Annotated in this window: 27 protein-coding genes; 7 read left to right on the top strand and 20 right to left on the bottom strand. The window is 59.4% G+C overall.

Features of this window, described 5'->3' with window-relative positions; genetic code table 11:
- Position 1 precedes the first annotated feature (1 nt).
- The 7 genes from motC to ISN39_RS01795 form a co-directional block, all read right to left on the bottom strand.
- Positions 2–1,306: a chemotaxis protein MotC gene (gene motC, locus ISN39_RS01825; RefSeq protein WP_194728980.1), complete on the bottom strand. Its 1,305-nt coding sequence runs from the start codon at positions 1,304–1,306 to the stop codon at positions 2–4.
- A 4-nt stretch (positions 1,307–1,310) separates the two neighbouring features.
- The gene (locus tag ISN39_RS01820) at positions 1,311–2,597 is read right to left on the bottom strand and encodes a MotB family protein (protein ID WP_194728979.1); all 1,287 of its coding nucleotides are present in this window, start codon (positions 2,595–2,597) and stop codon (positions 1,311–1,313) included.
- Positions 2,594–3,232, bottom strand: a complete 639-nt coding sequence (locus ISN39_RS01815; RefSeq protein ID WP_194728978.1) for a hypothetical protein — start codon at positions 3,230–3,232, stop codon at positions 2,594–2,596. Before ISN39_RS01815 ends, ISN39_RS01820 begins: the two co-directional genes overlap by 4 nt.
- A gap of 195 nt (positions 3,233–3,427) precedes the next feature.
- Complete coding sequence (locus ISN39_RS01810) at positions 3,428–4,381, bottom strand: flagellin (protein ID WP_074066686.1); 954 nt, start codon at positions 4,379–4,381, stop codon at positions 3,428–3,430.
- A gap of 311 nt (positions 4,382–4,692) precedes the next feature.
- Entirely contained in the window at positions 4,693–5,598 is a 906-nt protein-coding gene (locus ISN39_RS01805) for a flagellin (RefSeq protein WP_022717169.1), read from the bottom strand.
- 245 nt (positions 5,599–5,843) lie between these two features.
- The gene (locus tag ISN39_RS01800) at positions 5,844–6,755 is read right to left on the bottom strand and encodes a flagellin (protein WP_074066685.1); all 912 of its coding nucleotides are present in this window, start codon (positions 6,753–6,755) and stop codon (positions 5,844–5,846) included.
- A 285-nt stretch (positions 6,756–7,040) separates the two neighbouring features.
- The gene (locus tag ISN39_RS01795) at positions 7,041–7,949 is read right to left on the bottom strand and encodes a flagellin (RefSeq protein WP_022718698.1); all 909 of its coding nucleotides are present in this window, start codon (positions 7,947–7,949) and stop codon (positions 7,041–7,043) included.
- A gap of 434 nt (positions 7,950–8,383) precedes the next feature.
- On the opposite strand from ISN39_RS01795, the gene ISN39_RS01790 reads away from it, so the two are divergent.
- Positions 8,384–10,258: a glycosyl transferase gene (locus tag ISN39_RS01790; RefSeq protein WP_194730078.1), complete on the top strand. Its 1,875-nt coding sequence runs from the start codon at positions 8,384–8,386 to the stop codon at positions 10,256–10,258.
- Positions 10,259–10,347: 89 nt separating this feature from the next.
- Here ISN39_RS01790 and fliP read toward each other — a convergent pair whose 3' ends face one another.
- The 13 genes from fliP to flgF form a co-directional block, all read right to left on the bottom strand.
- On the bottom strand, positions 10,348–11,085 hold the full coding sequence (gene fliP / locus ISN39_RS01785) for a flagellar type III secretion system pore protein FliP (protein WP_022718696.1): 738 nt from the start codon (positions 11,083–11,085) through the stop codon (positions 10,348–10,350).
- Positions 11,082–11,603, bottom strand: a complete 522-nt coding sequence (locus ISN39_RS01780) for a flagellar basal body-associated FliL family protein (protein ID WP_194728977.1) — start codon at positions 11,601–11,603, stop codon at positions 11,082–11,084. The genes fliP and ISN39_RS01780 overlap by 4 nt, the downstream gene beginning before the upstream one ends.
- A 12-nt stretch (positions 11,604–11,615) precedes the next feature.
- Positions 11,616–12,332, bottom strand: coding sequence for a flagellar basal body L-ring protein FlgH (gene flgH / locus ISN39_RS01775; protein ID WP_022718694.1), 717 nt, complete (start codon positions 12,330–12,332; stop codon positions 11,616–11,618).
- Entirely contained in the window at positions 12,329–12,871 is a 543-nt protein-coding gene (locus ISN39_RS01770) for a MotE family protein (RefSeq protein ID WP_194728976.1), read from the bottom strand. Before ISN39_RS01770 ends, flgH begins: the two co-directional genes overlap by 4 nt.
- On the bottom strand, positions 12,868–13,989 hold the full coding sequence (locus tag ISN39_RS01765; protein WP_194728975.1) for a flagellar basal body P-ring protein FlgI: 1,122 nt from the start codon (positions 13,987–13,989) through the stop codon (positions 12,868–12,870). Before ISN39_RS01765 ends, ISN39_RS01770 begins: the two co-directional genes overlap by 4 nt.
- The gene (gene flgA, locus ISN39_RS01760) at positions 13,986–14,468 is read right to left on the bottom strand and encodes a flagellar basal body P-ring formation chaperone FlgA (RefSeq protein WP_074066680.1); all 483 of its coding nucleotides are present in this window, start codon (positions 14,466–14,468) and stop codon (positions 13,986–13,988) included. Before flgA ends, ISN39_RS01765 begins: the two co-directional genes overlap by 4 nt.
- A 17-nt stretch (positions 14,469–14,485) precedes the next feature.
- Complete coding sequence (flgG, locus tag ISN39_RS01755) at positions 14,486–15,274, bottom strand: flagellar basal-body rod protein FlgG (protein ID WP_022718690.1); 789 nt, start codon at positions 15,272–15,274, stop codon at positions 14,486–14,488.
- 20 nt (positions 15,275–15,294) lie between these two features.
- Complete coding sequence (locus ISN39_RS01750; protein ID WP_074066679.1) at positions 15,295–15,624, bottom strand: flagellar hook-basal body complex protein FliE; 330 nt, start codon at positions 15,622–15,624, stop codon at positions 15,295–15,297.
- Positions 15,624–16,040, bottom strand: a complete 417-nt coding sequence (gene flgC, locus ISN39_RS01745) for a flagellar basal body rod protein FlgC (protein WP_022718688.1) — start codon at positions 16,038–16,040, stop codon at positions 15,624–15,626. The genes ISN39_RS01750 and flgC overlap by 1 nt, the downstream gene beginning before the upstream one ends.
- 4 nt (positions 16,041–16,044) lie before the next feature.
- On the bottom strand, positions 16,045–16,437 hold the full coding sequence (gene flgB, locus ISN39_RS01740) for a flagellar basal body rod protein FlgB (RefSeq protein ID WP_074066678.1): 393 nt from the start codon (positions 16,435–16,437) through the stop codon (positions 16,045–16,047).
- A 159-nt stretch (positions 16,438–16,596) separates the two neighbouring features.
- Positions 16,597–17,154 carry a flagellar protein gene (locus tag ISN39_RS01735; protein WP_074066677.1) on the bottom strand — a complete coding sequence of 186 codons (558 nt, stop codon included), beginning with the start codon at positions 17,152–17,154 and terminating at the stop codon, positions 16,597–16,599.
- A 2-nt stretch (positions 17,155–17,156) separates the two neighbouring features.
- Positions 17,157–18,563 (bottom strand): flagellar protein export ATPase FliI, encoded by a 1,407-nt coding sequence (gene fliI / locus ISN39_RS01730; protein WP_194728974.1) that lies wholly within the window; start codon positions 18,561–18,563, stop codon positions 17,157–17,159.
- A gap of 16 nt (positions 18,564–18,579) precedes the next feature.
- On the bottom strand, positions 18,580–19,314 hold the full coding sequence (gene flgF, locus ISN39_RS01725) for a flagellar basal-body rod protein FlgF (RefSeq protein ID WP_194728973.1): 735 nt from the start codon (positions 19,312–19,314) through the stop codon (positions 18,580–18,582).
- A 247-nt stretch (positions 19,315–19,561) separates the two neighbouring features.
- Between flgF and motA the strand changes: the two genes are divergently transcribed.
- The 6 genes from motA to ISN39_RS01695 all read left to right on the top strand — a co-directional run bounded on the left by motA (position 19,562) and on the right by ISN39_RS01695 (position 24,758).
- Complete coding sequence (motA, locus tag ISN39_RS01720; RefSeq protein ID WP_022718683.1) at positions 19,562–20,434, top strand: flagellar motor stator protein MotA; 873 nt, start codon at positions 19,562–19,564, stop codon at positions 20,432–20,434.
- Positions 20,435–20,440: 6 nt separating this feature from the next.
- Positions 20,441–21,382, top strand: a complete 942-nt coding sequence (locus ISN39_RS01715; protein ID WP_246763263.1) for a FliM/FliN family flagellar motor switch protein — start codon at positions 20,441–20,443, stop codon at positions 21,380–21,382.
- A 64-nt stretch (positions 21,383–21,446) separates the two neighbouring features.
- Entirely contained in the window at positions 21,447–22,034 is a 588-nt protein-coding gene (gene fliN / locus ISN39_RS01710) for a flagellar motor switch protein FliN (protein ID WP_194728972.1), read from the top strand.
- A gap of 28 nt (positions 22,035–22,062) precedes the next feature.
- Positions 22,063–23,103, top strand: coding sequence for a flagellar motor switch protein FliG (gene fliG / locus ISN39_RS01705; RefSeq protein WP_074066672.1), 1,041 nt, complete (start codon positions 22,063–22,065; stop codon positions 23,101–23,103).
- 129 nt (positions 23,104–23,232) lie between these two features.
- Entirely contained in the window at positions 23,233–24,312 is a 1,080-nt protein-coding gene (gene flhB / locus ISN39_RS01700) for a flagellar biosynthesis protein FlhB (RefSeq protein WP_194728971.1), read from the top strand.
- 5 nt (positions 24,313–24,317) lie between these two features.
- Complete coding sequence (locus ISN39_RS01695) at positions 24,318–24,758, top strand: hypothetical protein (RefSeq protein WP_194728970.1); 441 nt, start codon at positions 24,318–24,320, stop codon at positions 24,756–24,758.
- Positions 24,759–24,799 lie beyond the last annotated feature (41 nt).

Raw genomic sequence — 24,799 nt, 5'->3', positions numbered from 1 at the left:
TTCAATTGCTCTCTTGGCTCAAGAGACCGTCGATTTCGTCGAGTTTCGAACGGCTCGTCGTCACAAAGGATTTGAATGACGGGTCAGCCTCCTGCCCTGCACCGTCCGGCATCAGCGCCGGCGCCGCCCCATCGTCAGCAGGCTTGGAGGGCGCCGCGATCTCTGCGGGCTGGGATCCGTCGGCCGTGGATACGGCTGCCTGTTCAGAAGTAATTTCTTCATTAGCAGGTTTAGAATCGGACGCTTGTGTCAGGCTTGCCGGATCCGGCGGCTGCAGCACCTGTTCGGCGATCGATTTGGCCGCAGCGCGTAGCGCGCGGTCGCGCGGGGAGAGCTCGCTGTCTGCAACGCTCTTGATGCTCTTTGCGGCCGCACCCACGTCGGGCGTGGAGACTAAGGCCATGTTGCCGTAGAAATCCGCGAGCGCGCCGAGCGCATTGTTCGGTTCGCCGGCAAGCGATTGCGCGTATGCGGCTGCCGTCCTCGCAAGCTCCGCCTTGCCGGCAATACCGGCGGCGCGCGCAATGCGCAGATAGACCTCGCGCCGCCGCGACTCGTCCATGAAGGAGAGGATGCTGACGATATCTTCCGTCTTCACATGGTCGTGGTCGACGATCAGCTTGACGAAAAGATCGGCGAACTGGCTCGCATAGGGCGAATGGAGGAACCGCCGCACATAGCGCTGCGAATAGGCAAGCCCCTTGTCAAGGAGACCCGCTTCGACGCAAATCGCCACCGAGCGGCGCAGGGCCGCCTCTTCGACGATCGTTCCCGGCGCCGAGAGCCGCGCCTGATCATAGAGCTTGAGCGCTTCGTCCGGGCTTCGCGCCACCATGACGTTGCCGCCGACAAGCGCGAGATAGGGACCGATCTTCTTGTCGCGGTACTCATTTGCGGTTTCGACCAGTGTCTTTGCAACGAGCAGGCCCTTGCCGCTCAGGTACTTGCGCAGGACATCGGTTATGCGAGTGTCGAAATAGCCGTTCACGTCCCGGGCAATCAGATATTCAAGCGTGGCCGGATTGCCGCCGCTCATGGCATAGACGAGTGCGGCATCGACATTGCGGTCATCGTCGAAGACAGAGGCATCCGCACTGCGCAGGCGCTGATCGATCGTGCCGAGCATGAAGCGCTGCATCTCCGCCGCCGAATGATCGCCGAGGGCGACCGAGTCCTGTACGAACTGCAGCGAACGCAACATCTTGTACGGCGCCAGGTTCGCCTGGTCCTCACCCGTAGCGACGGCTGGCGAAGCGATCGCCAGTCCGAGAGCCAGGAGAAGATGCCGGTGCTGCGGGCGCGCCATGAGACTATCCTTGATCCGCCTGAACCAGGATTTCGATGCGGCGGTTGCCGGCATTGAATGGATCGTCGGGCAACTTCAGCCTCCGGTCAGCAAAGCCCGAAACCTGGGAGACGCGCTTCTCGTCCACCCCACCCCGAACGAGCATGTAATAGGCTGCCTGCGCACGATCCATGGAAAGACGCCAGTTCTCATTGTCGGCGCCCTTGTATTGACGGCCGTCCGTATGGCCGCGGATCACGACTGCGCCCTGACGGCTCTTCAGGATTTCGCCGATCTTCTCCATCGCCAGCACCATTTCCTTACGGGGAACTGCCGAGCCGATATTGAACATGGAACTGTCGTTCTGGTCGGCCAGGCTGACGAGCAGGCCGCCCTCTGCTGCAGTGACGGTCAAACCCTCTGCAAGCTTGCCCGCAATACCGCTGATCTGCCTGGCGATCTCCTGCTGCAGTTCCTCGGCCTGTTTCTGCACGTCGGCGAGCTTGGGTGCATCGGCAGGCTGCTGTTGGCCGGGTTTTTGTGCCTCGGCTGCGGCTTCACCTGATTTTTCCGGCAAGAGCGCGCTTTTGTCCTGCGCTTCGCCTGCTGCGGCGGACGCCTGATCCGCGGTTGCGGGCTTGAGAGCCTCTGCCTTCGCCAGCTCCGTCGCATCGGGCTTCTGTTCGGGGTCGGCCTCGTCGGCTGCGGCCTGTTCGGCCTTGTCGGCATGCGTGACCTCGACCTGTTTCGTCCAGAAATCCGGATCGAACGGATCGCGATACGCCTTTCCGCCATCAGCCCCGGTTGCGGGACCCGAATCGCTTGCTCCGCCCTCGCCTTTCGCGCTGACATTTGCCTGCTGGCCGACTTCCTGGGCGATTTCGGCAAGAACCGAATAGGGGTTCTCGAAGAAATCGGCTTCGGAGTAATTCTTCTGGTCGCCTGAAGTCGACGTCTGATCGTCACCATTCGCGGCCGATGCGCCTTTGGTAGGTTCTTCTTCCTCTTCCTTCGACTTGTCCTGCTTCCGATCGCCATCGGCCTGGTCGACGGGCTTCTTCAAGCCCTTCTCAGTGGGCTTCTCATCGGCAAGTTTGATCGGATTGAAATAGGTGGCGACGGAGGCCTTGGTTTCCTCGTTCGCTGCGTTGACCAGCCACATGACGAGGAAGAACGCCATCATCGCGGTCATGAAGTCGGCATAGGCGATTTTCCAGGCGCCGCCATGCGCGCCGTCATGATCGCCGCCGCCATGTCGCTTGACGATGATGACTTCGTTCCTGCCGTGGTGATGGTTTTCGCTTTCACTCATTCAAGAACCTTCTTCAGGCTGGCAGACCAGGCGGAAATGCGCGTAACCAACACGGAATCGCCGACTTCAACAGAGAGATCGGCGTCATCGGATTCCTGATGACGCAGCAGATCCGGCCTTTCACCCATTTCGGCCTTCAGCAATTCGAAAAGCCGCACCGGACCTTTGACCGTCATCGAACCTGCTGCTCCTTCCAGGATCGCTTCGCGTAGCAAGGCTGCAAGACTTGAGACCGCCTGGACGGCAAGCGCTTGCGTCAGCATCGGCGCAATCGCTTTCGCGGTTGCCGCACTTACGAGATTTGCGACCTCCGCCGCGATCTCATCGAGGCGGCGCGCAATCACTGCTGCCGTCTCTTCTTCATACCTTGCCGTCAGTTCTTCAATCTCGCGCTGGTGCACAAGCGCGACCGTCTGCGCCTCCAACTCGTATCGCTGCGTCAGCTCGGCCGTCGCTGCGGCATAGCCCTCGCCATAGGCCTCACGGCGCTCGGCTTTGACATCGACCGCAGGCTCTTGCGGGATGTCCGGAAAACCGCCGAAGACGTCGTCGGCAAAGTTGTCCGTATCGACGACCGGTGCGGCAGGTTTCGTCTCACCGAAGTCCTTCAAATACCGAGAAAGCATAGCGCTCATTGAAACCACCCGGCATCTGCAATCAATTTCGACATGCGCGTCCCGCCTTGCACGAACCAAACACTTACGCCGGCAACGGACGCGAAGGCATTCTTCAGCCTTCGCACGGCTCAAACAGCGTTTCTTCTTCAGACTAGAAACCCAAACTTGTGCGAGGATGAATGGCAGGCTCCACGCCTGCCGTTCGGGCCGACACTACTCGAGCAGGATCAGGACCTTGCTCGCGGACGTGTTCATGACAGAAAGTGCTTCGGTTGCCATATCACGTGCTGTTTGAGCTGCGGACAGGCGGACCGACGCTTCGTCCATATCAGTATCGACAAGGGCGCCTATGCTTGTCTTCAGCGACGTCGAAAGCGTGGCGACGAAATCCTGCCGGTCTTCGATGCGGGAATTCATCGTGCCAAGGCCCGCGGCGGTGGCATTGAGGCTGGAAAGGATATTGTCCAATACTGTCAGCATGTCCTGCAGGTCCTGCGACGTCGAGCTTGTGGAGATCGATATTTCGGTACCAGCCGCCGACGTCGTCGAACCCACATCGAGCAGATAGTAATTGCGGGCCGGCACTGCGTCCGGATCGGCGTTGATCGATTTCGTCAGAAGACCGCGGCTGGCGTTGTTCGTGTCGATCATGATCGTATTGGCTGCCGGGTAAGTAATATTCTGCGGGTAATATTCACCGTTCGGACCGCGGACGAAGCCGCCGATGACCGACCGTTGCACAGGTGCCGTCGCATCTCGGTTCAACAGCCAGTTCTCACCGGAAAAATTGACGGAATTCACGGCACTTTCCAGCTGTGACTTATACTGCTCCATCGTGACGCTGAGCTTGTCGCGATCATTGGCGGGGTCGGTTGCCGATACGACGGTTTTGCGTATCTCCGAGACCACGTCGATAAGCGAGGTTATCGCCGTGTAGGCGGTATCGACCTTCGCGGCACCGAGACCTAGTGCATCGCCGACGGTCTTCAACGCGTTTTCGTCCGACCGCAGGGTCGTTGCCGAAGCCCATGAGGAGGCATTATCCGCCGCAGTCTCGACGCGCAGCTCCGACGATACCTGCCGCTGAACGGTGTCGGCTTCCTTGCTAACGCCGCGAAGAACAGTGAGCACGTTCAACGCGCCTACGTCTGTGATCGTGTAGGCCATCGATTAATCCCTGAAATAATATGAATGGGACAGGCCGGATTGCCGGCAGCGACTTAACTGGCTTCATGCCGCCGGCTGGTCCCTCCAGGCCGGTACGTCGCAAACAAATCAACTCTACAATGAGGTTAACCCGACATTTACCTTGACGGCAAGAGGTTGAACGCATCCGCCGAACGCACCGGCAAGCTTGACGCAAGCTCTTGATTTCCAAAATCGAAATCGCGCCAAACGGCGCGATTTGCTGTCTGTTGTTGCGGCCGAAAGCCGCCGCTTGGCCAGGATCTGGGCCTGGCTTAGCTTCAACCTGAAGCTTAACTGCGGAAGAGCGAGAGAATGTTCTGCGCGCTGGAATTCGCAATCGACAGCGACTGGATCGCTAGCTGTTGCTGCGTCTGCAATGCCGTCAGCTTGCTGGATTCCTCTTCCATGTTTGCATCGACGAGACGGCCGACACCCGAGTCGATCGAGTCGCTCAGCGCTGAGACGAAATCCTCCTGTAGCTGGATGCGTGTCGAGATCGAGCCGAGCTGCGAGGCTGCCCTCGTCATCGCCTCGAGGCCGAGTTCGACGGCCGTCAGAGCGAGCGAAATCCCGTCCGTTCCGAAGGATGTGATGTCCATCGAGTAGATTGAACCGATGGTCCCGTTCGAAGAGCCGATAATGCCCGATGAGGTTTCGATTGCGCCACCGCTCACGCCAAACAGAACGTTGCCGGTGGACGAGGAGTCGAGCTTATAGTCGGTGGTCGTAACGGAAGTGTTTCCGTTGCCGTCGCGGACGAAGGAGGAGACAACGCTTTTCGTTTCGTTGCCTGCGACCCAGTTTTCGCCGGAGAAGGATGCGGATTGCGCAATGCTGAGGAGCTGCGCCTGCAGCTGCTTGATCTCTTCCTGGATTTTCGTTCTGTCGACACCCTTCTCGGTCGCTGCAACCAGCTTGGCCTTGATTTCTGTCACCACGTCGACGGCGCTGTCCATCGCAGAATAGGCAGTGTCGACCTTGGCGGCACCGAGACCCAGAGCGTCGGAGACCGCCGAAAGCGCCTTATTGTCGGAGCGCATGGTCGTTGCGATCGACCAATAGGCGGCATTATCGGCTGCCTTTTCTACGCGATAACCGGATGAAACATGATTTTGAGTTTCCTCCAGACTGTCATTGATGGCGCGCAGCGTCTGGAGAGCGGCCATTGCAGCGACATTGGTCAAAATACTGGTCATAAAATGATTGCCCCTTGTTGGCATATATTGGGAAGGGACATTCCGGACTACCGGGAGCGGCGGTCAGCTTTCATGCCTGTTAACCGAAAATCAATATTGGTTAACCCGCCGTTTCGTTGAGCGCAGAAGACGCCAAAATGGTTAACGAATAGTTAACGCCAACAGAAAAAGCCGCGCTCCAACAAAGCGCGGCTTCCTTATCGTGGCCTGCCGGACGAGCCGGCAGGTGTATGTTCTTCGACCTGTTAGCCGCGGAAGAGCGACAGGATGTTCTGCGAAGAGGAGTTGGCGATCGAGAGAGACTGGATCGCGAGCTGCTGCTGCGTCTGCAGGGCGCTGAGCTTGGAGGACTCTTCTTCCATGTCGGCGTCGACGAGACGGCCGATACCGGAGTCGATCGAGTCGCTCAGAGCCGAGACGAAATCGTCCTGCATTTCGATGCGAGTGGAGATCGAGCCGAGCTCGGCACCAGCCGAAGTCATTGCCTTCAGTGCGGCTTCGACGTTGGACAGAGCCGTCGAGAGCTGGCCCAGCGTGAAGTTGGTGATGTCCATCGAGTAGACGGAACCGGTTGCGCCCGTCGAGGTGCCGAGGATGCCGGTGGAGGTTTCGATCGTGCCGCCGCTCATGCCGAACAGCACGTTGCCGGCCGAGGTGTTGTCGAGCTTGTAGTCGGTCATCTTGACCGAGACGCCGTTCGAACCATCGCGAACGAAGGTCGAAACAACGCTCTTCGTGGTGTTGTTTGCCCCGGCAACCCAGTTTTCGCCGGAGAAGGCAGCCGACTGAGCAATGCTCAGCAATTGTTCCTGAAGCTGGTCGATTTCTTCCTGGACCTTCGCCTTGTCGACGCCGTTTTCGGTCGCGGCGACCAGCTTGGCCTTGATTTCGGAAACAACGTCGATGGCGCTGTCCATCGCAGCATAGGCAGTGTCGACCTTGGCGGCACCGAGGCCGAGAGCGTCCGAAACAGCCGAAAGCGCCTTGTTGTCGGAACGCATGGTCGTTGCGATCGACCAGTAAGCAGCGTTGTCAGCGGCCTTGCCGACGCGCAGGCCGGACGAAACATGATCCTGGGTTTCGCCGAGGCCCTGGTTGATGCCGCGGAGAGTCTGGAGAGCTGCCATTGCAGCGTTATTGGTAACGATACTCGTCATGTCTATTTGCCCCTTTGGCAGGAAAAACAAGGAAGGGACATTCCGGAATTTTTAGCCGGCCCACAGCGATCAGCCTCATGCCTGTTAACCGCATCCATTAAGGTTAACTCGCCGTTTCGATGGGCTTAGGAAACAGCAAGATGGTTAAGGAATACTGAAGCTAAAAAAGAAATTTAGTTAATGAATTCTGAATGTTAAATGTGATTTGATTAACCTGTTCTTAAAACATTTCGCGGCCGGGATGACCCGGCCGCGAAAACTCGTGCTTGTCGATTTCGACCGCTCTTAGCGGAAGAGCGACAGGATGTTCTGCGAAGAGGAGTTGGCGATCGAGAGAGACTGGATCGCAAGCTGCTGCTGCGTCTGCAGGGCGCTGAGCTTGGAGGACTCTTCTTCCATGTCAGCGTCGACGAGACGGCCGATACCGGAGTCGATCGAGTCGCTCAGAGCCGAGACGAAATCGTCTTGCAGTTCGATGCGGGTGGAGAGCGAGCCGAGCTCGGCACCAGCCGAAGTCATCGCCTTCAGTGCGGATTCGACGTTGGACAGAGCCGTCGAGATCTGGCCCAGCGTGAAGTTGGTGATGTCCATCGAGTAGACGGAACCGGTTGCGCCCGTCGAGGTGCCGAGGATGCCGGTGGAGGTTTCGATCGAGCCGCCGCTCATGCCGAACAGCACGTTGCCGGCCGAGGTGTTGTCGAGCTTGTAGTCGGTGGTCTTGACCGAGACGCCGTTCGAACCGTCGCGAACGAAGGACGAAACAACGCTCTTCGTGGTGTTGTTTGCGCCGGCAACCCAGTTTTCGCCATTGAAGGAAGCCGACTGAGCGATGCTCATCAACTGCGCTTGCAGCTGGCTGATTTCTTCCTGGACCTTCGCCTTGTCGACGCCGTTTTCAGTTGCGGCGACCAGCTTGGCCTTGATTTCGGAAACAACGTCGATGGCGCTGTCCATCGCGGTGTAAGCGGTGTCGACCTTGGCGGCACCCATGCCGAGAGCGTCGGAAACGGCCGAGAGCGCCTTGTTGTCGGAACGCATGGTCGTTGCGATCGACCAGTAAGCAGCGTTGTCGGAAGCCGAGCCGACGCGCAGACCCGTCGAAACGTGGTTCTGAGTCTGGTTCAGGCCCTTGTTGACGTTACGCAGCGTCTGGAGAGCTGCCATGGAAGAGTTGTTCGTATTAATACTTGTCATAAGTCTGTCCCCTAGAAAACTAGATACAAAAGGAGGACATTACCGGACTGCTTACCGGCGATGACGGAGCAGCTTCATGCCCCTCGGTGCCTTGTGTTCTTGGCCCAAACCCGTCATGTCGGGGAGCAATCTCGCAGCCAATGCTTGCCAACTTCTTAAAAACGAAGCAGTGCCCGAACGCGGACAGCAGGCGTAGTTAATGCGCGGTAAATATCTGTAATCTCAAGCTAAAAATATTTTGTAGTGCGCATCCACTGGTCACCTGTTTCAAGCAAGCTTCGCCCGGCAATATGCGATGAACCAGGGTTGGGATAATTGCGCCTTTGCGGCGCCGTGGGCGCGACCCTGAACGGCGACATTCAAACGGATATTTCCGCACGGAGTTGGTTTTGAACAGCAAAGTTTCGTTTTCGGCAGCCTCCAAAGACTACCAGATGGGCCGCTATACCCAATCGCTTGCAACACTGAACCAGCTCATCGACAGCCAACAGGACGCCAAAACCTACGCGCTGCTTGCAAAGAACCTTCTGCAGTTGGGCTTCAAGGCAGATGCGGCAAGATCCTATGCGCTCGCTGCTCAATACGACAGCCCGAACGCATACGAATACCACAAGCAGGCCGCACGTCTACATTTTGAGTGCGGGAACGAAGACGACGCATTGCTGATCGGCATGCGCAATCTTTCGAAGGCGCAGGATGACGCGGAGCTCGCCTATATCCTGACCTCGATCTACCTGAACCGCCAGCAGCGCGACATCGTAAAGCCGTTCAAGAAAGTGCTGTCGGAAAGTTCCAATCCAGACCACTCCAGGCTCGCCGCCCTGCTCCTGACCGACGACCTGCATGATCAGACCAACCAGATGCTCGCGCGCAATCTGTTCAAGCGGTACCCCGGCAATATCGCTTTCCGCTTTCTCTATCTGGTCTTCTTGCGCGAGTTCAACGATTTCGACGAAACCGACAAACACAATGCTCCGATCATCGAGCGCATCGCCAAAGGCGATCTCGACGTGCTTCGCAAGGACAACCCGTTCTACCATCTCCACTGGAACGGCGACGAGAGCCTGAACCGGTTTGCCACGATCGGTACGACCCCCCTCAATCCAGAACGCGTCGCCATGCGGCGGAAGATGCCGCACACCTGGTCCGACAAGATCCGCGTCGGCTACATGTCCTCGGACTTCTGGGATCACCACGCGACGATGAAGCTCCTGCAGCGCATCCTCGAACTGCACGACACGAGCCGCTTCGAAATTACGCTGTTCTGCCACACGGAGCCGGAGCATCTGGCGAAGAACACGACCGACCGCAGCCGTTGGGGAAACGTCGTCGATGTGTACGGCCTTTCCAATGAAGCAATCGCTGCCGTCGTTCGCGAGCATAACATCGACATCATGGTCGACCTGAAGGGCCACACCGCCGGCAGCCGGGCATCGTCTTTCAATCTGCCGCTGGCACCTGTTCATGTCGCCTGGCTCGGTTTTCCGGGCAGCACGCTCAACATCGATCTCGACTACGTCATCGGCGACCGCTTCGTCCTTCCGGATGCGGCAAAGCCGTATTACCATGAGAAATTCTGCCGGATGCCGGAAAGCTACCAGCCGAATGACCCGACGAACCGTCCGAAACCGAAGCCGATCACGCGGGCCGACCTCGGCCTGCCTGAAGATGCCTTCATCTTCGCTTCGTTCAACGGCAACCGCAAAATCATCGCCGAGACGATCGACATCTGGTGCAATATCCTGAAGCGCGCGCCCAACAGCGTCCTTTGGATCATGTCCAACGGGACGCGGAACCAGGCAAATCTCTCGAAGAGGTTCCAGCAGGCCGGCATCCCGCAAAAGCGCATCATCTTTTGCCCGCGTGTCACCTACGAAGAACATATCACCCGCCAGCAGGCAGCCGACATCGGCATCGACACATTCCCGGTCAATGGTCACACGACCACGTCGGAGCAGCTATGGGGCGGTCTGCCGGTCCTGACAGTCAAGGGCACCAACTTCGCGTCGCGCGTCAGCGAGAGCCTGCAGCACGCCATCGGCCTGCCCGAACTCGTTGCCCCGGACCTGAAGGCTTATGAAGACCTGGCCGTCGAGCTGGCGCAAAATCCCGAAAAGATCGCCGAGTACAAGGCGCGCCTGAAAGCCAACGGCCCGATCATGCCGCTTTTCGATGCGGAGCGCTTCTGCCATCACCTGGAAACAGCCTATGAAATGATGGCTGAGCGCGCCAGGAACGGCCTTGATCCTGATCACATCGACGTGCCGGCTTTGCCGCGGCGTACAGAGCCGTTCTACTCGGCGGAATAGCTGCTGTATAAGATGAAGGAAACCGCCGGCTGCATGCCCGGCGGTTTTTCATTGCGGCATGCCGGCCGATCGGAATTCGTTAGTGGAGATTAGCTGAAGGATCGCACCAGGCTGCCGACCAGCAGGTTCCAGCCGTCGATCAATACGAAGAACAGGATCTTGAACGGCAGCGAGATCGAGGTCGGCGGCAGCATCATCATGCCCATCGCCATAGTGATCGTTGCAACGATCAGGTCGATGACGAGGAACGGCAGGACGATCAGGAAGCCGATCTCAAACCCGCGCCGGATCTCCGAAATCATGAAAGCCGGAATGAGAACACGGTAGTCGATCTGGGCACCGGTCTGGACGGTCTGGCCGCGCTCACGCGCAAGGTCGACGAAGAGCGCCAGATCCTTGTCGCGCGTGTTGGCGGCCATGAAGGTGCGGAAGGGCTCCGCAATGCGCTGTACGGCCTCCTGCTCGTTGATCTGGTTGGAAAGCAGTGGCTGCACGCCGCTCTGCCAGGCCTGATCGAAGGTTGGCGACATGACATAGAAGGTCATGAAGAGCGCCAACGAAAGCAGGATCATGTTGGAAGGGGTGGAAGAAAGTCCCATGCCCGTGCGCAGGATCGAAAAGGCGATGACGAAGCGGGGAAAGCTCGTCACCATGATCAGGATGCCGGGCGCGACCGAAAGGACGGTCAGAAGGCCGAAGGTGCGGATGATCCAGGCGGCGACGGAACCATCGACGGGTATGTTCAAAAGATCTGTCGGCAGCTGCTGGGCAACCGCCAATTCCGGCGCCGCCATCATGGCAGCGAAGAAAACTATAAATCGAATCATTCGATGACAAAGGTCCTGAACATGACCTTCGATACTCGTCCTTGCGAACGCAGGTCAACACGTTCCTGTATGTCATCCCGCAGATATTGAAAGCCGCGCGGCCCTTCGATCTGCTGAAGGGAAACGGTGCGGATGTAAGCCAGGACATCCTGGTGGATATCCTCGGCCACTTTCACATCCGGCGGACCGTTGAAGAGCAGCGCCACTTCGAGGCGGACCCAGTTTTCCGAGGGATAGGCGAGGTTCGACGTGATCGGCTCAAGCTGGAAGACGTTGTTCGCCTCGGTGGAAATATGGGGCAGTCCGCCCTCGCCTTCCTTTTTCTCTTCGCCGCTGGCCGAAGCCGTTTGTGCCGCCACCTCCGCCTGCTCGGCGCTCTTGACGTTCGGTGCAATCGTCGTGCCGACGAGCCAGCCGCCGCCAGCGCCGAGAAGGGTGAGCGCGAGCAGCCCAGCAGCCATGATCAGCATGGCGGATTTCGCTTTCGGCTTGCCGTCGGTTTCTTCTGCGTCTGCCATGGTCATCCGGCCTTAGAGCGGCGAGAAGAGATCGATGGCCTGCTGGCCGCGCGGCGGCTGCTGCACTTCCATCAGGCGGCCGCGGCCGCCGTAGGAGATGCGGGCTTCGGCGATCTTCTCGTAAGAGATCTGGTTTTCGGCATCGACGTCCTGCGGGCGCACGATACCGGCAACATTGAGGATGCGGATTTCCTGGTTTACGCGGACTTCCTGCGATCCACTGATGACGAGGTTGCCGTTTTCGAGGATGCCGGTGACGACAGCCGCGACGAGGAGCGTCAGCTTTTCGGAACGCTCGATCTTGCCCTTGCCGTCAGTGCTCGTGTCGGAACCGTAGGTGATGTCCGTCTGGGAGGTCGGGTTCCAGCCGAAGATGTTCGCCTGCACATCCCAATTGAGCCCGCTCGAATTCTGGCGACTGCGATTGGTTTCGTTGTCGAACGTCGCCTTGTCGTTGATCTGGATATTGACCGTCAGAATGTCGCCGACGTTGAGTGCGCGCGCATCCTTGAAGAGGGCCGCCTGGGAATCGCTCCACAGCGAATAGCCCTGCGCTACCTGGCGCGGCTGCTTCGGATAAAGCGCCATCTGCGGTGTTTGGCCGTAAGCAAGGCCACTGCCGATCGGGCTCATGGCAGGCGCCCGGCCGATCTCCCTCACAGCCTGCGGCGACTGGCAGCCGGCTAGTAGGGCAACAGCGGCCATGACAGCCGGGAAACGCTTGTTCATGAGGGATCCTTCGACGTATTGGGATCGGACGCACTTGCGATGATATTGGCGATGACGGCCGCCTTCAGCGGGTCCATCTCGTTCAGGATCAGGCTCGACTGACGCGAGCCGAGCCGCATGATCACCGCCGCCGCAACCTCGATCTTGACTTCCTGAAGCTGCAGCGCCGCAGCGTCCGGCTTCATGTTCTTAAAGATGTCGGTAAGGCCCGCCTGGGCCTGCTTGAGGAAGTCGTCGCGACGCTTCAGCCAGTCCTGATACTCGGCCTTGCGCTTGTCCATTTCCGCCATGCGGGCGTCGATATCGGCGCGCAGCTTCTCCAGTTCCTGCTTCTGCAGCAGATAGCGCTGGTCGCGCGCCGGATCGGCAATGTTGGTGCAGAACTGCTTGATTTCCTCTTCCGAGCTCAGGTCGCCGGCAGGTCTTGCGGCTTCCTGGGCGAAGGCGCCGGGGATGGAAAGAAGGACGGCCACGGCAGCCGGTAGCGAGAGCCGCCGTAGCAGTTTGGAAATTCTGGTGTCGAACTTCGAGCCGATCATTGCAGTACGAGCTCCGCCTGCAGGGCGCCCGCGGACTTGATACCCTGCAGGATTGCGATGATACCATCCGGCTTGACGCCGATGTTGTTGAGACCTGCAACCAGGGTCCGGAGGTCCGGACCGTCGAGGATCGCGACACGTCCGCCGTTTTGCTGCGCGGCGATATCGGTCTGCGGCTGGACGGCTGTGACGCCGCGCGAGAAGGGCTCGGGCTGGATAATCTGCGGCAGCTCGGTAACCTGTACGGTCAGAGTTCCGTAGCTGACCGCAACCGGCGAGACGCGAACGTCCGCCCCGATGACGATCGTGCCGGTGCGCTCGTTGACCACGACCTTCGCCGGCGTATCGGTCTCGACGACCAGATTTTCGATATCGGCCATTAATCGCGTCAGGTCCGCGACACGCGGCTTCTGGACGACAACTTCCTGCGCGTCCCTCGCCTCCGCGACCGGACCGCCGAAGCGGGCAGCGGCATAGCCGTTCACCACATCGGCAATGCGCACGGCCGTCGAGAAATCCGGGTTGCGAAGCTGCAGCACCAGATTGACGGAATCCTTGAAGTGCGAGGGAAGCTCGCGCTCGATAATTGCGCCGCCCGGAACGCGGCCGGCCGTCGTGACGCCCTCGGTCAGCGTTGCAGCCTGGCCTTGCGCCTGGAAGCCGGAGACAACGACGGAGCCTTGCGCGACGGCATAAATCTGACCGTCGGCGCCCGACAGCGACGTCATGACAAGCGTGCCGCCACGCAGCGAGGTCGCGTCGCCCAGCGAACTGACGCTGACGTCGATGCGGCTGCCGGGGCTCGCAAAAGGCGGAAGGTTCGCCGTGACCATGACAGCCGCCGTATTCTTCGCATTGGATTCGCCGCCCTGCGTCGAAATGCCGAGGTTCTGCAGCATGGCGCGCATCGACTGTTCGGTGAACGGTGAAGCGCGGAAGCCGTCGCCCGTGCCCTGAAGACCGACGACGAGACCGTAGCCGATGAGCTGATTATCGCGCCCGGCCTGCAGCGAGGCGATGTCCTTGATGCGCGAGGTCAGCGCAAATGCCGGCGTCACATGCGCCATGCACATGGAAAGGGCCGCGAGTGCGAGAAAAAAGCGAGAGACAATCTTCATTTTGCCGCCACGTGTATGGTGCCGTCGGCAAGCACGGTGCCGCTGACGATGACGCCTGAATCCATGTTGCGGGCACGAACGACCTGGCCGGTAGAGCCGTCCTCGAGCGGCGAGCCTGCCGCCGAGATCGTCATCGCGCCGATACGAAAGATCAGGCGAATCTGCGATCCGCGGGTGACGGTGTAAGGCTCGCGCAGCGCCGAAACAGGGATCGTCCGTCCCGGCAGCAGCGTGCGCTTCGAGATCATGCCGCGAACTTCGTCGATGGATTTCGCATAGCCGCTCGCAAGGTTCGGATTGGTGACTTCGACCTCCTGAAGCTGGCCGCCGCCGATCGTTTCTCCGGGATAGATGATGGCCGTCGGCACGACCGCATAGCCCATGCCGGCGCTCGCGGCGCCGGGCATGAAGATGCCTGCGATCGCAACCGAGGCTAATGCCGTCAAAGCGACGATATTTCTCGCCCGGCGAAACATCATGTTCGGCCCTTTCCTCTTTATTTCAGGTTCTTGCTGACGATGGAGGCCATTTCGTCGGCCGTGGTGATGACCTTGGAGTTCATTTCATAGGCGCGCTGGGCCGATATCAGCTCGGTGATTTCCTTCACCGGATCGACGTTCGAAGATTCCAGGTAGCCCTGCTTCATGTACGCAAAGCCCTCTTCGTCCGGCGTACCGACGACCGGGTCGCCGGAGGCCGGCGTCTGCTGGAAAAGGTTGTCACCAAGCGGCTGAAGGCCGGCTTCGTTGACGAAACTTGCAAGCGTCAGCTGGCCGAGCGTCGTCGGATCCGTCTGGCCCGGGAGCTTTGCGGTGACTTCACCGGACCGGCTGATCGTCAGTTCCGTCGAGCCGGTCGGGATCGTGATGCCCGGGACGACTTCATAACCATCGACGGTGACGAGCTGGCCCTGGTCGTTCTTGTTAAAAGCGCCGGCGCGTGTGTAGAGCGTTGTGCCGTCCGGGGCCTCGATCTGGAAGAAACCCTTGCCGATCAGCGCCACGTCGAGATCGTTGCCGGTCTGGCTGAGCTCGCCCTGAATGTGCAGGTTGCGGATCGCAGATGTCTGCACGCCGAGGCCGATATTGGCGCCTTCCGGAACGATCGCCTGATTGGCGCGGTTTGCGACGCCCTTGGCGCGTTCGGTCTGGTAGAGAAGGTCGGTGAACTCGGCGCGTGCACGCTTGAAGCCTGTCGTATTGATGTTCGCGATGTTGTTCGCGATCACTTCGAGGTTAGTCTGCTGGGCATCCATGCCCGTAGCCGCAATGGCGAGCGCTCTCATCGGTTCGTCCTTAAATCCAGTTACATCTGCATCTTGGTGACTTCGAGAAAGGCCGACACGACCTTGTCACGGATTGCGATTGCGGTTTGCAGGGTCTGCTCGGCCTGCAGCATGGAGTCGACCACTTCGCGGGTCGTCGCCGTGCCCTTGATGCCGGCGAAGGACATGCTTTCGGCGCCCTTCATGGTATCTACGGCCTGCGTTGCCATGTTTCCGAGAACGGCCGCAAAGCTCTGGTCGTTCTTGGCGCTTTCGGCGGCGGAAGGGGCCGTGGAGGAATTCTCGGTCGCAACGCTGCCGAGGCCGCGCGTTACGGAAAGAGAGCTAACGTTCTGTACGGTGTTGATCATTATTGGCTCTTCAGGAGATCGATCGTGGAGGAGATCAGGTCGCGGGTCTGCTTGATGGTCTGCAGGTTGGCGTCATAGGAACGGTTGGCTTCGCGCATGTCCGCCATTTCGACCAGCATGTTGACGTTCGGCAGCTTGACGACGCCGCGCTCGTCGGCGCCCGGATTGCTCGGATCGTATTCCGTCGTGAAATCGGATTCGTCGACGCCGAGCTTCTTGACGCCCACTGTCGTCACGCCGCCGGCGCGATCGACCTCCTCGCCAAACGTGATCGTCTTGCGGCGATAGGGATCGGCGCCGGGCGTATCGCCGGTCGAACGGGCGTTTGCGATGTTTTCCGAGACGATGCGCAAGCGCGTCGACTGCGCTTCGAGCCCGGAACCTGCGATCTTCATTGCAGCTGACAAGGGATCCACGACATTACTTCCTTACGGTCATCAACATCATTCGATGGAAGGAGCCCACCAAAGAGGTGTTCAACTCGTACTGACGCTTGATCTCGCCGGACTTGGACAGTTCCTCCGCGAGGCCGACGGTATTGCCCGATTCCTGCACGCCGATTTCCTGGTCGAGTGCAGCTTCCTTGACGTCGATGCCGCCGCTGGTGCTGAAATCGTTGCCGCTGAGATGCGCCGGATTGGTGCGGGCCATGGTGATATCGGCCTTGTCGAGCACGGCCTCGAAAGGCGTCACGTCCTTGGCACGAAATTTCGGCGTGTTTGCATTCGCGATATTGCCGGCCACAACCTCCTGACGGATCGTCAGCCATTCCGCCTGCCGCGAGGCCAAGTCGAATAGTTGAATCGGTTGCATGGGAACTCTCCGTTTTTACTGAGAGGACCCTAGGGCGGCAATCTTGCGTCAGACTTACGGGGAATTTCGGCTTCTCGCCGAAGCTATCTTTATGGAAGCGCCAAAAGCAAAGAGACCCCGTCGCACGCGCGGAGCCTCCACCGATCACAGCAATCGCGATCAATTGTTCTGGTAGACTTCACCATTGGACGTGACGATCACCCATTTGCCGTCGCGCTCTTCCAGCGTGGCAAGACGGCTTTCGTCCGGGAGGATCGATCCGACGCGCACGACATACATGCCCGAGGAATCCTCAATCAGCGCGCGGCCGTTGGCGACATGCAGCAGCTTGAAACCGGAAACGGCTGGAAACGGCTGGTCGTCGGGCATGATACCCTTGTTGCTCTCCCTGCCGACATTCGAAACCGTCGCGGTCGTCAGAGGGTCGAAGGCAAGCGCGGGCTTCTTCTCCACCTCGTTCTTGTTGACCATCGCAAGCGGCGAGACGCTGAAAACGTTGCGTTCCGGCCAGTCCGGCAGGTCACGGCTCCGGTCACCTTGTTCGACTTTGATGCTGAACTTGTCCTCGTTGAAGAAGACATACCATGGGAAAAACGCCGCCGCACCCGCGAGCGCAAGCCCAGTCACGGTCAGCACACGGTCGAGCATCAGCGCCTGCCGCTTTTCCAGTGGCTTCAAGGGAGCGATGCGCTCGTCATCATCGTCGAAAGTGGTCAAAGCTAGCCTCTGGGTCTCGTCGGGATCGTCGACGGCTGGTTCGAAATCCCGGCAGCCGTCTTGAGTGCTGCCGCCAGGTCAGCAAAGGCATCGGCCGACTCGCGGTCTCCCGGCGACTGTTTCAAAACATCGTATATAATTGGTACCTGCTTGACCGCCATGTCCAAATCCGGGTCGGCCCCCGGTCGGTAGCCGCCGATCAAGCGCAGGTCGCGCGTTTCCTCGAAGCGATGGATCAGCGCCTTCAGGCGCGAGACCAGCTTTTCCTGATCCGGCGTCCAGGCCTTGCGGGCAAGGCGCGAAATGGAAGCCAGCGGGTCGATCGGCGGATAGCGGCCCTCCTCTGCAAGGCTGCGCTGCAGGACGATATGGCCGTCGAGAATGCCGCGCGTGGAGTCGGCGATCGGGTCGTTGTGATTGTCGCCATCGACGAGGATCGAGATGATTGCGGTGATAGTTCCTGTGCCTTCCGGCCCGGGACCCGCACGCTCGAGCAGTCGCGGCAGCTCGGTGAAAACGGATGCGGGATAGCCGCGGGCGATCGGCGGCTCGCCGGATGCCGTCGCCACTTCCCGGATTGCATGGGCAAAGCGCGTGACGCTGTCGACAATCAGGAGAACGTTGTCGCCCTGATCGCGGAAATGTTCGGCGATCGTCACCGCCGTCAACGGCGCCATCTTGCGCAGCATCGGGCTCTCGTCGCTGGTCGCGACAACGGCGATCGACTTCTTCATGTTCTCGCCGAGCGTATCCTCGATGAATTCGCGCACTTCGCGGCCGCGTTCGCCGACGAGCGCAATGACCACCCTGTCAAAGGCATCGGCCTTGGCGAGCATCGAGAGCAGCGTCGACTTACCGACGCCGGAGCCTGCGAAGATTCCGAGGCGCTGGCCGTGGCATAGCGGCGAAAAGATATCGATGGCGCGGACACCCGTCCGGAAGCCCTTCTCGACACGCTTGCGGGTCATCGAAGGCGGCGCGGTATTGGAAATCGAGCGGCGATCGAGGCCCTCAACGATCGGGCCAAGGCCATCGATCGGTTCGCAAAGCGAATTGATCGTCCGGCCGCACCAGCTTTCGGCCGGCGATATTCGAAAAGCTCCCTTGCGGATGACCGTGTCATGAATGCCGATCGGCTCACCCGGTTCGATCGGGCAGACATAGGCCAGTTCCGGCTCGACGCGGACGACCTCGCCGAGATGGATGCCGGTCGCCGACTTGTGGGCGACAAATTCGCCGAGACGGACGTGGCGGGAAAGACCGCTTACCGTATAGTGGCCGGCGGCGATCGTCTGGACATGGCCGCCATGTGCGACCGCATATTCCGGCTTGGTATAGCGGCTGACGAGGCCGGCCAGATGATCCAGCTTCGGCGAAAGCGCGTCTTCAGTCAGCGGCATGTTGGTCATCCGTCAAACCTTTCGCTCAACGGCTGCCACCCAGCGTCTTGATGGCCTCGTTGAAGGAGCTTTCGCTGTCGGCCGTCAGCGAGGCGATGCTCTCGAAGGCGCGGTTGACTTCGATCAGCTGGGTGATTTCGTGCATCGCGTTGACGTTGGAGTTTTCGAGATAGCCTTGCTCGATGCCGATATTGAATCGGTCGGTCACGGCCCGCGGCGTCTCCGTGGTCATGACGCCGCTGTTCTCATAGCGGAGGTAACCCTTGCTGATATCGGCTTCGAAGAGACCGAGCGAGCCAACCTGCCGGCCGCCCTGGTAGATCATGCCGTCATTGCCGACCTTGGGCTCACCGCCCGCCGAGTTCAGCTGAATCGGCGCGCCGCCAGCGTCGAGAACCGGGTATCCGCGGATCGACACCAGCTCGCCCGTGTCCTTCATGGTGAACCGGCCGTCCTTGGTCAGAACCTGACCCGCCGGCGTATCCAGTGCGAACCAGCCGTCGCCCTTGATCGCAAAGTCCAGCATGTTGCCGGTGTGCTGCAGCTCGCCGCTGTCGCCGGATAGATAGTCATTGCCCTGCGAGACGAAGGCAACCTTTGCGTTCAGCTTGTTGTCGGTGTCGCTCAGCAACTGATTGAACTTCACCTCCGTCCCGCGAAATCCGGTCGTGTTCACGTTCGCCATATTGTCCGCAATTGTCGTCAGGCGCTTTTCGAGTGCCATCTGGGATGACAAGGAAACATAAAGACCGGATTGCATGATAGGCTCCTGGCATTGGCGATGAACGGAACGAAGACCGGGTTCCTGTCATTTGTTAATCCACGGTCTCGCTGAGGCGGCATCTCAGAAACGGACGAATCGGTCCATTCGTCACCTTGAACCTGACGGCAAATCCTTGTGCGAAGCTGGCATGCACAATGCGGGCTCAAAGTGCCAACCATCAGCCTCACGCAAGCCAGCGACCCTATCCCTGAGGTTGAAAACAACGTTCACGTTTGGACTGACGATGAATATCATTATCGGATTTGTGATTACCTGCGGCTGCATCGTTGGCAGCTTCATGGCGATGGGTGGCCATGTCGGCGCACTCTGGCAGCCTTTCGAACTCGTCATCATCGGCGGCGCTGGCCTGGGCAGCTTCATCATGGCTAACCCGATGAAGGTGGTGAAGGATTCCGGAAAGGCACTCGGTGAAGCCTTCAAGCATACGGTGCCCAAGGAGCGGAATTACCTCGATACGCTGGGTGTCCTCTATTCGCTAATGCGCGACCTGCGCACGAAATCACGCAACGAGATCGAGGCGCATATCGACAATCCGGCCGAATCCTCGATCTTCCTGTCAGCTCCGACGATCCTGAAGAACAAGGAATTGACGGCATTCATCTGCGACTACGTCCGCTTGATCATTATCGGCAATGCCCGCTCGCATGAGATTGAGGCTCTGATGGACGAAGAGATCAATACGATCCTGCACGACAAGATGAAGCCCTATCACGCCATCCAGATCATGGGCGACGCTTTCCCCGCGATCGGTATCGTTGCCGCCGTTCTCGGCGTCATCAAGGCCATGGCGCACATCAACGATTCGCCGGAGGTCCTCGGCCACCTGATCGGTTCGGCGCTCGTCGGCACCTTCCTCGGCATTCTGCTGTCTTATTGCCTCTGCTCGCCGCTCGTCTCCCAGATCAAGGTCGTGCGCACGAAGCAGCATCGCCTCTACGTCATCGTGAAGCAGACCTTGCTTGCCTACATGAACGGCTCCGTACCACAGGTGGCCCTCGAATACGGCCGCAAGACGATTTCTGCTTACGAGCGCCCATCAATCGACGCGGTCGAACAGGAAATGATGAACCCGGGTGGCGAGAACAAGGCGGCCTAAACGACCATGAGCAACCTTTCCCCTCAAAGGCCGGCAATGGATCCGGTCCTTCTTGCGAAGCTGACGGGACGCCTCGGCGACCGGGCGACCATAGAAAAGCTCTGCGCTTCATTGTCGGAGGTCTATGGCGAATTCCTGCCGGATATCTTCAAGAGCGAAACCGGGCTGGACATCGCCGTCGCCTATCTCGGCTGCAGTTCCGGCCACAAGAACGATCTGATTGCCGACCTCGACACCAACGTGACCCTCGTCGAGGCGACGTTGCGCAACTGGTCGCAGAACATCACCTTTGCCTGCGGCAACAGCTTCGTCATCACACTGATGGAAAACCTGCTTGGGGCCGCGTCCGATACGATCGAGCAGCCGGCCGATAGGTCGCTTTCGGTCATCGAGCTCGAACTTGCGGTCATGGTTTTCGAGAAAATCGCCAATGTCTTCCGTTCCGCCGTCAATGCACCGGGCGGTTTCGAACCGAACCTTGAGCCGCCGCATCCGCACGAATTCCGCGGCCATCCCTCCAGCGATACGCCGGACGAATTCGCCTCGGCCATCAACATGTCAATCACGCTTTCGGGTATCACGTCCGAGTTCTCGGTGATCGTGCCCCAGGCGCCGCTCCTTAAGACGCAGATTTCCGCACCGAAGGCAACGAACCAGCCCACCAAGTCCACGGAATGGACCGAACAGCTCACCGAACAGGTCCACCGTTCGCATGTGACGCTCGACGCGAAAATCCGCCTTCAGGATCTGACGCTGCGCACCATCTCCAAGCTCGCGCCGGGCGATGTCATTCCGTTCCGCGACACTGCCGACGTCCGTGTCGAGCTCAGTGCCAACAGCAAGGAATTGTATGTGTGCGAGTTCGGGCGTTCCGGCGAAAATTATACTGTCCGGGTCAAAGATACGATCAGCTCCGACGACGAGCTCATCCGTCATTTAATGAATTAATCGGTTCCCCTCCCCTCGGCTGCGACGGCAGTTTGAGGCAAGTTTCAACTGGAATAGTGATTTCATGGCTACGAAGAAAACACAGCAGAACGACGATCTGTCACTGGAGCTTCCGGGCAACGAAGCTGACCTCGACCAGGCGATCGATGATCTCCGCGGGGTTCTGAAGCAGGATTCGGACGGCGGGCTTGCGGAGTTGGGGGAAGAAGCCGATGCATTCGGCGCCGGAACCGGCACCGATTTGTCGGCCTTCGGCGATTTCGCCAGCGATGGCGCAGCCGAGACATCGTTCGACAGCAGCGATTTCGGCGCCGGCGACTTTGGCGGCTCTTCGGATTTCGGTGATACCGCTTTGTCCGCGGCGAGCGCCGAACCGGCACCGCTCGGCAGCGCGCTGTCTTCGAACTTCGAACTGATCATGGACATTCCGATCGACGTCCAGATCATGCTCGGCAGCAGCCGCATGCAGGTTTCCGGCCTGATGAATCTCAACGAAGGCGCGACCATCGCCCTCGACAAGAAGATCGGCGAGCCGGTTGAAATCATGGTGAACGGCCGCAAGATCGCACGTGGCGAAATCACCGTCCTGGAGAATGACGACACCCGCTTCGGGGTTAAACTGATAGAAGTTTTGAGCACAAGAAAAGCCTGACCCCGGTTAGGGGCGGAGAGGTTAGACCATGATGGACTTTGACGATTTCGGCGGCGCACTTGCCGGGAAACCGTTGACCCAGGCTGAAAAGGCAGCGGCTGTACTCCTCGCTATGGGGAAGGGAGTCGCAGGCCGGCTATTGAAGTATTTCACCCAGGCCGAGTTGCAGACGATTATCTCCTCCGCACAGGCTCTGCGGGCCATTCCGCCGGATGAACTTCTTGGCCTGGTAGCCGAATTCGAAGATCTCTTCACCGAAGGCGCCGGCCTTATGGACAATGCCAAGGCCATCGAGAGCATTCTCGAGGAGGGCCTGACTCCGGACGAGGTGGACAGCCTTCTCGGCCGCCGCACCGCGTTCCAGGCATACGAAACCTCAATCTGGGACCGTCTCGGCGAGGGCGATCCGGCCTTCATCGGCAAGTTCCTGCTGCGCGAACATCCGCAGACCGTCGCCTATATCCTTTCGATGATGCCGTCTTCCTTCGGCGCCAAGGTGCTGATGCAGCTTCCCGACAGCCGCCGCGCGGACATCATGAACCGTACCGTGAACCTGAAATCCGTCAGCCCCAAGGTCGCGCACATCATCGAAAAGCAGGTGATGACGCTGCTGGCCGAGGTCGAGGCCGAGAAGAATTCGATCGGCTCGAACAAGGTTGCCGAACTCATGAACGAGATGGACAAGCCGCAGGTCGATACCTTGCTAACTTCGCTGGAGTCGATCAGCCGCGAATCCGTCAACAAGGTTCGCCCGAAGATCTTCCTCTTCGACGACATTCTCTTCATGCCGCAGCGCAGCCGTGTCATGCTGCTCAACGATATCTCCGCCGACATTCTTACCATGGCTTTGCGCGGCGCGTCGGCCGAAATCCGTGAAGCCGTTCTCTCGTCGATCAGCCCGCGCCAGCGACGAATGATCGAATCGGACCTGCAGAGCGGCACTGTCGGCATCAATCCGCGCGAGATCGCCATTGCGCGGCGTGCTGTCGCCCAGGAAGCGATTCGGTTGGCAAATTCCGGCCAGATCCAGCTCAAGGAGACGGAGGGCGAAGCGCCGGCAGCCGCCTAAGCTTCTGCTTCTGTTGACAACCCGACGAGAGGCCGCTCACGGCGTTGATCGCGATGCACCACGAGATTACGCTTTTCGGAACGGGCCGCGCCTTGCCGCGGCCCTTTCCATTGATGGAGGGCCGCGAACTTGGCTGATGAAGACAAGGACAGCAAAACAGAAGCCCCGACAGCGAAAAAGCAGGCCGATGCGGCCGAGAAGGGCAATACGCCCTTCTCACGCGAAGTGCCCATCTTTGCCACCGTTCTTGCGACCTTCATCTATCTGACCTTCTATCTGCCCGTCGGCATCAGCCGCGTCAGCGAATCGCTTCGCGACATCTTTGAGCAGCCGGACCAGTGGAAGATCGAGACCGGGCCGGACGCGATGTCGCTCTTCGTTCATCTCGGCTGGGTGAGCGCCGTGCTTCTCACGCCGGCCATGCTGCTGTTCATGATCTTCGGCGTCGTAGCATCCATAAGCCAGAATTTGCCCACTCCGGTTCTCGAACGCATCCGTCCGCAGCTGTCGCGCCTTTCGCCGGCCAAGGGCTTTGCGCGCATATTCAGCCTGCCCGGCCTGATCGAATTCGGCAAATCGCTGTTCAAGATCCTGATCGTCGGCGTGATCATGTTCTTCGTGCTGAAGAGCGAATATTTCAACGCGATCGATGCGATGTTCTCCGACCCGCAAACCTTCTTCGAGCGGACGATGACGATCATGCGCAAGATCGTGCTGGTCGTGCTTTTCGCGACAGCCGTCGTTGCGATCGCTGATTTCTTCTGGTCGCGGCATCACTGGTTCACCGAACTCAAGATGACGCGGCATGAAGTGAAGGAAGAAAACAAGCAGGCTCAGGGTGATCCCTTCGTGAAGGGCCGCCAGCGCTCGCTGATGCGAGACCGTGCCCGCCGCCGCATGATTGCCAATGTCGAACGCGCCACGCTCGTCATCGCCAACCCGACGCACTATGCCGTGGCCCTGCGCTACGTGCGCGAAGAAAACGATGCGCCAGTGGTTCTCGCCAAGGGTCAGGACCTCATTGCGTTGAAAATCAGAGAGATAGCCGAAAAGAACGGAATTCCGGTTTTCGAAGATCCGCCCCTTGCACGCTCCATGTTTGCGCAAGTCTCGATCGATAGTGTCATCCCGTCAGTATTCTACAAGGCAGTGGCGGAGCTCATTCACCGGGTTTACGCCGCCGACGCCAGGAACAAACGGGTAAGATAAGCCGAATGAAGAAATGCCCCTACTCTTCTCAGCGTGAAAGAATTCTTGCCGAAGCCATCAGCCCGGTTGCGACCGAGCTTCGGCTTCTCGACGCTTCGGATCTGATTTCGCTGCTGCGCTTCGAGTATTACGGCAGCATCGCCGATCTGGTGGCCTCGGCTGCGGAGCTCTTCTTTCATCCCGGCACGGTCAATTTCGGCCTTGGAGGCAATTACACGCTGGAATGGGGTGGCAAGCCGGAGGTCGTCCTCGATCTCGAGATCAAGCCGCACGGCGTGACGGTCTATGCGCAGCTGACCCTGGCGGAGGAGCATGCCGGCATCGAGATCAATCACATCGCCTTTCATGAACCGTCCGCCGATCCGGACGTGAACACGGCCTTTTTCGAACGCAGCCTGCGCGAAAGCCGGTACAATACCCGGCCGCTGCAGGCGCTAGCCGGCTGATCGAGCTTTCCAACATCAGGCATAAAGAGCCCGGCCGGTCC

Origin of the sequence: Rhizobium sp. 007 (assembly GCF_015353075.1) — a bacterium.
Classification (GTDB): domain Bacteria; phylum Pseudomonadota; class Alphaproteobacteria; order Rhizobiales; family Rhizobiaceae; genus Rhizobium.
This window is presented reverse-complemented; position numbering and strand designations above follow the sequence as displayed.